This is a genomic window from Bartonella sp. ML69XJBT (assembly GCF_028618515.1).
Lineage (GTDB): Bacteria > Pseudomonadota > Alphaproteobacteria > Rhizobiales > Rhizobiaceae > Bartonella.
Map to the genome: position 1 here is coordinate 1 of NZ_JAQITB010000034.1, position 13,016 is coordinate 13,016.

Below are 13,016 nucleotides of genomic sequence, written 5' to 3' on the forward strand. Positions count from 1 at the left end.
CTATGAAAAGCAAAGTGGTTACACCACAGAAATCACACTCGAAGCACCAGACAAGGGAAAAGAGGCAGGGGAAAAATAAACCTCTGAGTGACAGAAAATCAAAGGGTCAACTTGACCCTTTGATCGGTGATGATGAACATTTAGAGCAATTGGTGCAACTTGCACCAATTGCTAAAAGGAGCAATAGTGCAAACATTGCACAATTGCATGATGAAGAAAAATTGGGTCAAGTTGATCCTATTTTTGAAATATTCAGATCACAATGAAATTTTATGTGAAGGAAATGGAAGATCAAAAGTGCAACCTGCTCCTTTGATCGGTTGTAATGCTTTCTGAGATCAACGTGCAATGTTTGCACTTTGGGTGGGAGAGCAATGGGGACAACTTGTCCCTATTCCTTAAAGGTACAATAGGATCAAGTTGATCCAATTGCATGAGTTCAGCAATAGGGTAATGTTTACCCAATTCCTCAAAGCTTCTTTTGTTTTAATAATACCTTAGAAAACTGAAAAGCTATCACTCACTTTATGTTAAAAGAAGAGATACCTTTTTATGCATGCTGCTTCTCAAATAATGCGATTGTAATACGATTCTGGCAAAAGAACTGATCATTAAAAATCATAATTTTTAGGAGAGGAGAAAGAAATTCATTAAAGAGGCTATAAATGATCTTTGAAAGGTCTTTGAAGACCCTTTGAAAACACCTTAAAAACCCTTTAAAAGAAAATAAATTGGTACAAAACCTGGTGTCAAAATATACAAAACCCGCCGACAAGCTACAGTCACTAACTTATTTGCGATATAAAATGCTATGGTGGGTGATGAGGGGATCGAACCCACGACCCGCTGATTAAGAGTCAGCTGCTCTACCGACTGAGCTAATCACCCATACCTTCTCAAAAGATGAGAATTGTGCGGTTCTATAACGCTCTTAAGGGAGGATGTCTAGATAATTTTGTTGTTTTTTATATGAAAGTGATCAAACTTGTCGCTAAATTGGTTGTACAGTTTAAAATATCATACTATACCTCTTGATCTTAGATAAAAATAGACCCATTATAAGGAGCTCTGTGAATAAGTGTTCTGATTATTATACGGGACTGTAGTTGGAGGATCGTCGAGCGTAATGCCCGAGAAAAATTCAGAGGAGCCTTCTTGTGGTTGTAAGCAGTGTAGGCCAGCGTTCTATTTTATAAACTTTATCAATAACTGTATATGTTTAAGGAATATTTTGCCGTTGTTTGCTTTGAACGCGATTTTTTTTGTGTTCAATGCTTTTGATCAATTGTGCGAATGAAGGCTTATGAATTTGTTTTATCAATCGTGCGCTTTTAAGCTTTTAAAGATGTTTTTAATGGGTGAACTATGATGGAATGGATCACTGATCCTCATGCCTGGTTTGGTTTGGTCACGTTGGTTTTTCTCGAAATTGTTTTAGGAATAGACAATCTTGTTTTTATTGCAATTTTAGCTGAAAAATTACCCCTACATTTGCGTGATCGTGCGCGCTTGATAGGTCTCACTTTAGCATTGGTTATGCGGATTTTTCTTCTTACGGTTATTGGATGGGTGATGAATCTTGATACAATAATTCTTTCACTCTCATCTTTTGTCTTTAGTTGGCATAGCCTTATTTTAATTAGTGGTGGAGCTTTTTTGCTGGCAAAGGGAACGCTAGAATTACATGAAAGGTTAGAAGGCGTACCACATGAAAGAAAAACAGGTGTTGCTTATGCGGTTTTTTGGCAGGTCATTGTGCAAATCGTGGTGCTGGATGCCGTTTTTTCCTTAGATAGCATTATTACTGCAACAGGTATGATTGCAAAAGAACAGGCAACTGTTATGTATATAGCAGTTATTATTGCTATGGGAGTAATGATGTGTGGATCTGGCGCTCTGATGCGTTTTATTAATCGCCATTCCACTATTGTAATTCTTTGTCTTGGCTTTTTGATGATGATTGGTTTTACTCTCATTGTTGAAGGATTTGGCTTTCATATTCCAAAAGGGTATTTGTACGCCGCTATTGGTTTTTCTGTTCTTATTGAAGCTTTTAATCAAATTGGACGTCGTAATCGTGAAAAGATGATTACAACAAATGATTTACGTGGGCGAACTGCAGATGCTGTGTTGAAACTCTTAGGAGGGGGAAACAAAGACGGTCATCTTGGTGAGACTGTAGATGTCATTGCTGAACAGGCGGCAGCTTCTGAATTGTTTCGACCTGAAGAAAAAGAGATGATTCGTGGTGTTCTTGATTTGGCCGATCGTCCTGTTCGTTCTATTATGTCACCACGCAATGAGATTGAGTGGTTGGATTTAAATGGCGATGAGAATGAAATGCGTGAAGAATTACAACAGGTTAAACATAGTCGTTTAATTCTTGCTCGTGAAAAAGTAGATGAATTTGTTGGCGTTGCTTTGACAAAAGATCTGCTGTTGAATTTAGCTGAGGGTAAAAAAATTGATTGGAAAAAGTCCATGCGAGAACCTCTCGTTGTTCATGAAAATACGAGCGTTTTACGATTGATGGAGCAATTGCGGCATTCTTCGATTCAGCTTGCAATTATTGTCGATGAGCATGGATCTTTTGAAGGGATTGCAACACCAACCGATATTCTTGAAGCCATTGCGGGTGATTTCCCTGATGATGATGAAGAACCTATGATTGCAGAAAAACTTGAAAATGGAAGCCTCCTTGTTGAGGGATATGCCGATATCCGCCGTTTAAGTGGTTATCTTGGGCGTAATCTTGTTGATGAGGCAGATCGTTATACGACTCTGGCTGGGTTTATGCTTTGGCAATTTGGTCATTTGCCAAATGAGGGGGAAAGCTTTGAAGCTGATGGTTTGCGCTTTAAAGTTATCGAAATGGATCGCCGCAATGTATCTAAAATCCTTATTTCTCCGCTCGCATAGTCAAAAAAGAGCATTTGTTTGATAGGCAAGGGATAGGAAAAAGTTGCCTTATTTATAGAGAATGCAAAACATAGGGAGATTGGTGGATCAATTATAGTATCATTGGTCTTTAGACGTTTTCTTTGAGTGTAAAGCATGGATATGTATAAATTAAATTTTATGAGCTTCTCTGTTTGAATAAAAAAGTTTTCTTGCTAAAGGGGAGGGAGTGATAATCTGCTAAAGACTAAAAAATGATGCAGAATTGTTGGGAAAATGACGATTAATCTCAAAAGTGATAATTACATATGCGTTATTTCCCCATTTTTAGTTTTTGAAAATGTTGTGAAATCTTTATTTGGATTTTTGTATGATCCTTTATAGAAACTCCTGTCACCAAAAATGTTATAGAGCCTGTTACATGACAAAACAGCATTGGCAATTCGACATTAAAAGTCGCTAGAGGCTTATGGAAATGATCATTTTTCTCTAAAGAAATCATTTGATGGTTTGATAAATGATTTTATGAGAGAAATTAAAATATGATACATTTTGTATCATGAAATTAATATGGCAAGAGAGACGTCTCAGGGGTTAATAGAAAAAGATAAATGGCGATATAGTGGGGGTGTTTTCATAGGAGGATAAATTGGCTGTGATTATCTTTTAAAGAGACATCTTTCAAGGTTTTCCAGTTTATTTTACTATGTCCCCATGGATACTATAATGATAAAGCCATTGTGTTCTATCATCTTTACGCTTATGGAGAAGAAAGCAGGCACCATCATACTGTTTATCAGTCCCGATGTTGCTACAGTCGTTGGTAGCTGAGAGCATTCAATAAAGTTCTTTAATTTTTTTTATTCGTTTTTTTCCACATGCTCATCTTGCTTGTGACGTGTAAGTGCGTCATTTTAATTTATTCAATTAGAAGGATTTGAAATGAGAGAATTTTACAATATGCGAGATACTCATTAAAGTTGTAAGAAATAAATTGTTATTATAGATCAATATATTGTAGTTTTATTTCCGTGGGCAAAAAGAGAAGCATTGATTTTTTTTATTTACTCAGGAGGTATTTTAGGAGAACGTTTCCAGTATTGCTGGGCTTCAAAAATTGCTACAACAAATAATGAAATGATGAGCGGTATAATTAAATAAAGCATTCTAAAGACAATAAGTGCCGCAACAACATCGGTTGGATTTACACTTGGCATACCTGTTATGAATAAAGCTTCCAAAACACCAATGCCTCCGGCTGGAGCGTTGGAGAGAAGGGTTATGGTAAAAGATGCTAGGAAAACGCCGAGTACAGAAATAAAATGGATATCCGGGTTGTAGGGGAGAACGGCATATATAATTCCTGCTGCTCCTAAAAGCTCTATGGGACTAATGAGAAGCTGTTGAATGACAATTTTCAATCGTGGGTAGGAAAGTTGAACTTTTTTGCTCAAGCGTAAGGGTTTTAATTGAAGCCAACTGCCAAAAGTATAAAGCGCTATACAACCGAGCAGAATTGCACCAATTGTTATTCCAAGCCATTCAGGAAGCCCGTCATGAATGAGTGTAATAATTTCGGGTTGTAAAATCAAAACAATCCCAAAAAGTAAAATCGTGCCTATCACAAAGGTAAAAGAGCAAAATCCTACGAGTATCGCGATTTCTGTTCCGTTTAATCCTTTCATTTTATAGGCGCGATAGCGCACGACGGCGCCAGAAAAAACTGAAGCACCAATATTATGTGACAGAGCATAGGTAGTAAAAGAACATATAGCAATAAAAAACCAAGAAATTTTATGGCCAAGATGCTGTAAGGCAATGCGATCATATCCAGCAAGAGCAGCATAAGCTAAGAGAGAGCATGCACAGGCTAAAAACCAGTGTTGTGCATCTAAATTGCTTAAGCGTTCCAATACATCACTAAAAGAAATGGCAGAGAGCTTTATATAAAGAATGCGGATAGATACCAACATTGCTAAAATACCAATAAACGGCCATATTAATTGCTTTATTTTCACGCTTCTTTACCCATTTGTGTTTTCTATGAAATTTGATTTACGATTGTGCATATTCTTGACAGATCTCTGCCCCGTTATATGTCCGATCACACCATTGGCAATTTCCTCATCGTCAGTTACTACGATATCTGCACCTAAATCAATGAGATAAGTTGTTTCTACATCGGAGAGTGCATGCGTGATTATCTGAATATCCTTCTTCATATCACGTATATTCACTATACATTCTCCCACTTCAATAGGACTGCGCATTGTAATAACAACTTTATATGCGTCGTTTATATTTGCTGCGTTCATTATTTCTTGTTGAATGATATTGCCACAAATGACCTCGAAGCCGTCTGCAATTGCTTGATCAGCTAGGCGTTTTGATTCTTCTACTACCACTACAGGTTCACCTTTGTCTATTAAAGATAATGCAACACATTGACCAATACGACCATAACCAATAATCACGATATGGTTGGTTTTTAAGGTTGTTGGTAATAATTCTTGGTCTGGATCTTGCGGATCAATATCAATAATTGTTTGTGTATCTTGTACATTGGTAGAAAAAATTTCTAAACGTTTTTTTATTTTGTTACAGGCAAGGAAAACAAGAGGATTGAGCAAAATAGAAAGAATCGCTCCTCCAAGAATTAAATCGTGGGCATCGTTGTTTAAAAGTCCTAAACTCAAACTTAAACCTGCAAGAATAAAAGAAAATTCTCCAATTTGGGCAAGGCTTGCAGAGATGGTTAAAGCTGTTGCATTAGAATAGCGAAAAGCTTTAACAATGAAGAAGGCAACAGCAGATTTGCCTACTATAATAATGAATAATGTTGCGAGGAGAGGGAAAAAATGAGTCAAGAGTTTCCCTGGGTCAAATAACATTCCCACAGAAACAAAAAAGAGAACAGAAAATGCATCTCGCAATGGTAAGGATTCTTCTGCTGCACGATGGCTTAATTCTGATTCACTCATAACCATACCGGCAAAAAAGGCACCAAGAGAGAGAGAAACACCAAATAAATGGGCGGCTGCGAAAGCCACTCCTAGTGCAATAGCAAAGACACTAAGCCGAAATAACTCACGTGATCCTGATTGTGCACTCATTTTTAGTAACCACGGGATAAAACGCCGCCCAATAATAAGCATTAGGGCAATAAAGAGAATAACTTTCAGAATGGTAAGACCAAAAATTCCCCAAATACTTAAATCTAACCATTGAACAAGGGGATCAAAGGCTTCCTTTTTTGTATTGCTAAGAACATTTGCTAATGATGGTATGAGAACAAGTATAAAGACCATCGCCAAATCTTCAATAATTAACCATCCAACAGCAATACGTCCTTTTTCTGTTTCAATGAGATGGCGTTCTTGCAAGGCACGCAGCATAATAACAGTACTTGCTATTGATAAAGCTAAACCGAATACTAAACTGCTGCTCAATCCCCATCCCATGATCAGACCAAGACACAATCCTAGAAGAGTAGAAAATGTCATTTGTGCAATAGCAGCAGGGATAGCAATAGCTCTTACGGATAAAAGGTCTTTTAATGAAAAATGAAGTCCAACACCAAACATGAGCAAAATGACACCAATTTCAGCCAGTTGGTTGATAATAACGGAATCTATTCTAAAACCGCCTGTATTGGGTCCTACAATAACGCCGGCTAACAAGTATCCTACCAGTGGTGAGATACGCAAGCGACTAGCAATCATTCCTAGCAGAAATGCTAAACATAAGCCTGCAACAATCGTTGTAATTAATGGTGTATCATGGAGCATGGATTATTTACGACTTTTTATCAAAAAATGAATGAATTGAAACAATAGTATTTTTTATAAGAGGAACAGAGAATATCATAAGAAATAGCATGGTACTTTCATTTGAGGTTAGTGTTTGTACGATTATTCCGTCCACGCCACCAATTTCCCAGCAGGAGTAAGATAGGTGCGGCAATAAAGATAGAAGATGAGGTTGCAATCATAATTCCAAAAACCATGGGAAGAGCAAAATTATGGACAGCGCTCCCTCCCCATATCGCCATAGGCAACATAGCGAGAACGGTAGTAGCTGAGGTAAAGAGGCAACGTATAAGAACTTGGTTAATTGAGAGATCAATGAGTTCACGCAACGGCATGTTTTTATAAAGGCGCATATTTTCACGCATGCGATCATAGACAACAACCTTATCATTTATGGAATAACCAACAATTGTTAAAAGAGCAGCGATGGCTGTTAAATTGAAGTCAAATTGAAATAAAGCGAAAAAACCAATCATTTTGGTGGTATCTAAAATGAGCGTTACAATTGCACCAACTGCAAAGAACCATTCAAAGCGCAACCATATATAGAGGGTCATGGCAATTGCTGCGAGAATAACAGCCGTAAAAGCAGCTGTAGCAAGTTCACCCGAAATTTTAGGACCAACAACCTCTATTTGATCGAATGTGGCATCTGGATAGATGGTTTGTACTGCTGTTTTTACTTTATCAATGGCAGCAGTTTGTTGTGTTTCACCACCACTTTGTTTCTGCATGCGGATGAGCACACTGTTCGCATTATCAATATTTTGCAAGGTAATTTCACCAAGATTAAGAGTAGAAAGCTTTGAGCGCAAGGTGGCTAAGTTTGCTGGTGTTTTGGTGGTAATGCTTATTTGACTACCACCAATGAAATCAATTCCGAAATTCAAGCCAGGCTTAAAAAACAGAAAAACTGAAGCAAGTGATAAAATAATTGAAACGCCAATACCAATGAAGCGTGCTTTCATGAAACGGAAAGTTGTCTTTTGTGGAATGATGTTGAAAATAGAGCGAAGATGCAACGTCTTAATTTTCCATTTACGAATGACCCAAATCATCATGATGCGCACAATGGTGATATTCGTGAACATGGAGATGATGATACCAAGTAGCATTGTGACAGCAAAACCACGAACGGGGCCAGTGCCAAACCAAAACAGCAAAATAGTTGCAATAATTGCTGTAACATTGGCATCAACAATGGTCGCGAAAGCGTGTTTGAAACCACGATCTAAGGCAGCAAAGGCGCTGACACCTTTTCGACTTTCCTCACGGATACGCTCGTTGATCAGGATATTAGCATCAACGGCAATACCGATGCCTAAAATTATACCAGCAATACCTGGTAATGTGAGTGTCGCACCGAGAAGACTTAGCGCAGCAAAGGTTAGAATAGTGTGGAGTGCGAGTGCTATATTCGTAATGAGCCCCCAAACTCTATAGAGGAGAAGAATAAAAACTGTCACAAGAATAAAGCCAATTATGCCGGTGTAAAGCCCCATTTGGATGGCATCAGCACCAAGATTTGGACCTACCGTTCTCTCTTCAATTACGGTGAGTGGGGCTGGTAGGGAACCTGCGCGTAGAAGAGCAGCCAGAGTAGAGGCTTCTTTAGGATCAAAGTTTCCTGTAATTTGGCCTTGTCCGTTAGGAATGACACTATTGATTGTAGGAGCGGTTAAAACTTTGTTATCTAGAACGATGGCAAAAGGACGGTTAATATTTTGTCGTGTGATGTCGGCAAATATTTTTGCTCCAGCGGAATTCATGGTAAAAGAAATAATAGAACGTCCTGGTATTTGTGGGTCGAAACCTGCACGGGCATCTTTAAGAACATTTCCATCTAAGGCGATTTGATCATAAATGGCATAGCGCTGTGTCTCATCGTTATAGCCAGGAAGGATCGAAACACCTGGAGGTGGGTTATTTATATCCACCTGAGAGGGAACAAGATGAAAACTCATTTTAGCAGTTGTGCCTAAAAGATCACGTAATTGCTTTGGGTCTTGTAAACCAGGTAATTGGACCATAATACGATCCGTCCCCACTTTTTGGATGGCGGGTTCTGTAACACCAACTTGATCTATGCGGCGACGGATGATTTCTAAACTTTGTTCAATCGCATTGTTGATACGATCTTTTATACCAGCTTCAGTTAATCTGATACGGATAGTTTCATTTTGCGTACTTATACTTATGTCATTGGCTGTCGCACCGAAGCTACTGTGTATGGGAGTGATCAATGTTTGCAAAGCAGAAAGTGCTTTGTCAGTTTGTAATGGATCAGCAAGAAGGGCAACAATACTATCTTCAATGATACGAATACTTGATGTACGGATTTGTTTTTCACGCAGAGTGTTGCGCACATTGCTTAAAACTATGTGCAATTGATCACGCTTTAGCGTTTTGCTGTCAACCTCGAGAAGGAGGGAAGAACCTCCTTGAAGGTCAAGACCAAGTGTTACACGAGTGTCAGTTAAGAATTGTGCGTTTTTAACTTGTTCTTGCGAAAATAAATTGGGCAAGGCAACATAAATGCTGCTTAAAAGAATCAAACAATAAAAAGTAGTCAACCAACCAGGTGTACGCATGATATATTCCGCTAATAGGCAATCTAATAGTTATTAAAATTAAAGGCAAAAACGATATAAGAAGATCGTTTTATAATTCAAGTAAGAGGAGGAGCACGCTTATTTGTAAAATATTGCGTTTGAAGATGCTCAAATCGTCTGCAAATCATTACGCTCGTTATTAAAAAGGGATTCAATGTTAGGATATTTTGAACAATATTGATAGGCAAAACGGAATCTGTATGGAGTGTTACAAACTTTTTGTTTTCGCTAACATTCAAATGATGATACTCATTTTGTGGATCAAGTGTATTTGTGCTCACTATATTATTTGCTTGTGGTTGTTTGATTAAATAAGCTAGCTTTTCTAAGTTGCTCGCCAATAATACGCCAAAGCCGGACAGAAGAAGCCAAGTCGTAAAAGGGAGAAAATTTTCTTTTTTGCAATAGAGGTGCAAAAAAAGCATTCTAGAGAGCCTCCTCTTTATCTTATAAGTTTCACAAGCCTATATTATTCTTTCCCTTATTATCAGTATTATGGGATGAGGAAAAGCTTTTATAAGCTTATTTTATAAATTCTATAAAAGTTGAAAATATTTGTTTTATGCCATACGTTTAAGAGGGGGTAGTTTCCTCTTTGTACATTTAAGGCAAATATGTATTCATTTTTTAGAAAAAAATTACGCATCGTTTTCTTTATTTTTGGCTTTATTGTTGTATTCAGTTGTTGGGGGTGGGGGCCTCTTGAGGCGCAAAATCCGATTATCGGACAAGCGCTCTCTTCTTATTCAATTGATGAAATTATTCAACAACAACAGCAGATTATCAAGACTCTTGAACAAAATACAGAAACTTTAGAAAAAGAGTTTGAAAATAAATCAGAAGATGAGCGGGCTTTGGTAGAACTACGGTTACGTGCACAAGATATCAGTAAACGTGCTCTAGAAGCAGCATTTGTTTTGCGTACTCCTCTTAATGATATTAATGCACTTCTTGATCAATTAACAGAGCTCCATGATGATTTGAAAAAAACAGCGGATGAGCGCTCTGTATTGATAGAGAAAAAAGTTAAAGTTAACAGTATAGTCCTCCGATTTGAATCAATCTTTTTGTCTGCAAATAGGATAGCCGAACTTGCTATTTCTCAATCTCGAGAACTTTTTAAGCGCACACTTACGCATAAGCTTGAGTTTTCGATATCGATGGTTAAACATCTTATCCAAAAAACCAAAGAGGCTTCCTCTGATTTTCTTTTGTTGTTGAGTTCTTGGTGGAATTTTGTATTTTATTTCAAGTTATTACAACTGTTTCTTTCCTTTTTTATTCCACTTTTTATTGCTTTAGGACTTTCTTATTTTTCTCGCAAAATTCTAGCGAATGTACGCTGTCATTTGATGAAGAACAATGAAGAAATATCGTATTTACAATTCTTGTTGGCCGCTTTTATTTCGGTTCTTCTCCCATCACTTATATGTGTTGTTTGCGTTTATCTTATCTTATTTTTGTTCCGTAGTTTTGATTTGGATCCAGGAAAACTTACAGCAGTATTTGATATGGTAGGCTGTCAAATTGTATTCGTTTTTTTGATCAATCGTTTAGCGGTTGTTCTTTTAGCATCAAATATAACTCGTGGGCTTCTTCTTAATATTATACCATCGGCAGCGTATCAATTGGTGATTTTAATTACTTTTTTAGGTGGCGTTTTGGCATTTGATGCTGTTTTTGATAGTATTTATCAAATTGTTTCCGCCTCGCTTTCTTTGACGATTGCTAAAAGTTTTATTGCTGTTTTTCTTTTTGCGATATTGCTGTTTATCATCTCGTTTATACCTTTACGTTTTAGACGTGAGATTTCTCAAGGGAAGGAGAAAGAGCCGCGCTTTTTGCCATTTTATATACGTATTCCTCTTATTGTATTGGGAATATTGCTGATTGTGATGGATTGTTTAGGTTATGTTGGTTTAGCACGTTTTATTATGCAGCAGATTACGATTGGTGGGGTATTTTTAGTTCTCATGTATTTGGGAATACAAAGTGCTCAAGCGCTTGGAACTAAAGGCCAATTTATGAAAACACACCTTGGTCATGCTTTAACGCAATGGCTGCATTTAGACGAGAAAACAATGAATCAATTAGGGGTGCTTTTAAGTATTTTCCTCAATTTGGTTGTGATTGTATTTTGTGCAATGCCAATCGCTGTACAATTTGGGTTTTCGTATTCTGATTTAAAAGCAGTGTTGTGGCAGTTAATGACAGGCTTTCAAATTGGAAATGTCTTCATTTCTTTAATTTCTATTGTAACTGGAATCGTTTCTTTTTCTATTTGTTTATTTCTCAGCCGACGAATGATGGGTTGGTTAGATGAAACTGTCTTAGAGCATGGGGAATTTGATTCTGGGGTACGTAATTCTATCAAAACGGTTATAGGCTATGGAGGTATTGTCGTATCGGCTTTGATAGGAATGTCAATGGCAGGTTTGGATCTCAAAAATTTTGCGCTTATTGCTGGTGGTCTTTCGCTTGGTATAGGGTTCGGATTGCAAAATATTGTGCAGAATTTTGTATCTGGGCTTATTATTCTAATTGGAAGACCATTTAAGATTGGAGATTATGTAGAATCTGGATCCGTGGGTGGTATTGTTAAACGTATCAGTGTGCGTGCAACGGAACTTGAAACATTGCAGCGTAAGACGATTATTATTCCTAATTCAAGTCTGATCAATAACAATGTTAGCAATTGGACGAGGCGAAGTAAAATGGGGCGAATTGATATTCCTGTTGCGGTTGCCTCCAATATTGCTCCAGAGCGTGTTGTGGAAATTTTGCTAGAAATTGCTTCTGCAACGGAGGGAGTTTTAAAAAATCCTGCACCACAGGTAAGTTTTACTGCATTTGATAGTAAGAAATTTTCATTTAATTTGGCAATTTATATCCCTAACATTACCTCACCTTCTAAGGTCACAAACGCTCTTCGCTTTTTATTATATAGGCGTTTTGTTGAGGAAGGAATCTTAGAATGCTAAAATATATTCATGTTTTTATAGCAGCTACGCTGTTGGATATTTTGTCTATGACGGCTTTTGCAGCAACAGTGAAAAATATTGATTTTAAAGTACAATCTCTCATCATCGTTGAAGGGAGTGTCCCTTTAAATATCGCGCTGAATTCGCAGCAAATAGTTACAATTTGTATGAAAGGATGTTTTATTACTTTTCCTAATAAAGATCGTTTTGCAATAAAGGCAGAAGATAATATAGAAATCAGTGAAGGTAGAGCAATTTTTAAATAAAATGGTTTAAGATTTTTATTATTAGGTAAAGCTTGGATGCACCATAGGTCTTTTCCTACTTGTTAGATAAGTACGTGATTAAGAATAGTAGGTGAAAAATTGTGATGTGAGTATAAGATAGGTGGGAGATAATATGTGCAAAATTGTAATGTGTGTTTTTAGTGTGATTATTTAAAAATCTCTTTATAATATTTTGAGTATTTTGTATTCACTATAAAAAGTAAATGAATGGCATTTGTTTCTTATTTTTTTCTATAAAATTTATTAAAGTATTTGACCTATAAAGTTATTTATTATAGTTATTATTCAATAGGATAATTCATTTTATTAATATTATAAATAGTTTTTATATAAAAAATTTTATAAATATTTAATAATTATATTTAGTTCTAAATATAGATTATGAACTATAAAACAATTTTTCAATTTGTTGTATTTTTCTGAAATATT

General features: G+C 36.7%; 6 protein-coding genes, 1 tRNA gene and 1 pseudogene. 4 read left to right on the plus strand and 4 right to left on the minus strand.

What is annotated here, in order from left to right; all coding sequences use genetic code 11:
* A pseudogene (locus PVV68_RS08165) lies at positions 1 to 266 on the plus strand (hypothetical protein); the annotation flags it as partial.
* 546 nt (positions 267 to 812) lie between these two features.
* Here the strand turns inward: PVV68_RS08165 and PVV68_RS08170 are convergent.
* Positions 813 to 888 (minus strand) — tRNA-Lys (locus tag PVV68_RS08170).
* Positions 889 to 1,365: 477 nt separating this feature from the next.
* Here PVV68_RS08170 and PVV68_RS08175 point away from each other — a divergent pair.
* Positions 1,366 to 2,919 carry a TerC family protein gene (locus PVV68_RS08175; RefSeq protein ID WP_273721124.1) on the plus strand — a complete coding sequence of 518 codons (1,554 nt, stop codon included), beginning with the start codon at positions 1,366 to 1,368 and terminating at the stop codon, positions 2,917 to 2,919.
* A gap of 1,043 nt (positions 2,920 to 3,962) precedes the next feature.
* On the opposite strand, the gene PVV68_RS08180 is transcribed toward PVV68_RS08175, so the two are convergent.
* The 3 genes from PVV68_RS08180 to secD form a co-directional block, all read right to left on the minus strand.
* Positions 3,963 to 4,916 (minus strand): YbhN family protein, encoded by a 954-nt coding sequence (locus PVV68_RS08180; protein WP_273721125.1) that lies wholly within the window; start codon positions 4,914 to 4,916, stop codon positions 3,963 to 3,965.
* A 6-nt stretch (positions 4,917 to 4,922) separates the two neighbouring features.
* A complete protein-coding gene (gene ybaL, locus PVV68_RS08185) occupies positions 4,923 to 6,686 on the minus strand; it encodes a YbaL family putative K(+) efflux transporter (protein ID WP_273721126.1) in 1,764 nt (587 codons plus the stop codon).
* Between the two features lie 98 nt (positions 6,687 to 6,784).
* Positions 6,785 to 9,298, minus strand: coding sequence for a protein translocase subunit SecD (secD, locus tag PVV68_RS08190; RefSeq protein ID WP_273721128.1), 2,514 nt, complete (start codon positions 9,296 to 9,298; stop codon positions 6,785 to 6,787).
* Positions 9,299 to 9,933: 635 nt separating this feature from the next.
* Here secD and PVV68_RS08200 point away from each other — a divergent pair.
* Together PVV68_RS08200 and PVV68_RS08205 are read left to right on the plus strand one after the other, a co-directional pair.
* A complete protein-coding gene (locus tag PVV68_RS08200; protein WP_273721131.1) occupies positions 9,934 to 12,300 on the plus strand; it encodes a mechanosensitive ion channel domain-containing protein in 2,367 nt (788 codons plus the stop codon).
* Complete coding sequence (locus PVV68_RS08205; protein WP_273721132.1) at positions 12,294 to 12,566, plus strand: hypothetical protein; 273 nt, start codon at positions 12,294 to 12,296, stop codon at positions 12,564 to 12,566. Before PVV68_RS08200 ends, PVV68_RS08205 begins: the two co-directional genes overlap by 7 nt.
* The last annotated feature ends 450 nt before the right edge of the window (positions 12,567 to 13,016 follow it).

Coding starts and splice junctions, on each gene's coding strand:
- secD (WP_273721128.1), bottom strand. CDS start 9,298: ATGCGTACACCTGGTTGGTTGACTACTTTTTATTGTTTGATTCTTTTA.
- PVV68_RS08205 (WP_273721132.1), top strand. CDS start 12,294: ATGCTAAAATATATTCATGTTTTTATAGCAGCTACGCTGTTGGATATT.
- PVV68_RS08200 (WP_273721131.1), top strand. CDS start 9,934: ATGTATTCATTTTTTAGAAAAAAATTACGCATCGTTTTCTTTATTTTT.
- PVV68_RS08175 (WP_273721124.1), top strand. CDS start 1,366: ATGATGGAATGGATCACTGATCCTCATGCCTGGTTTGGTTTGGTCACG.
- ybaL (WP_273721126.1), bottom strand. CDS start 6,686: ATGCTCCATGATACACCATTAATTACAACGATTGTTGCAGGCTTATGT.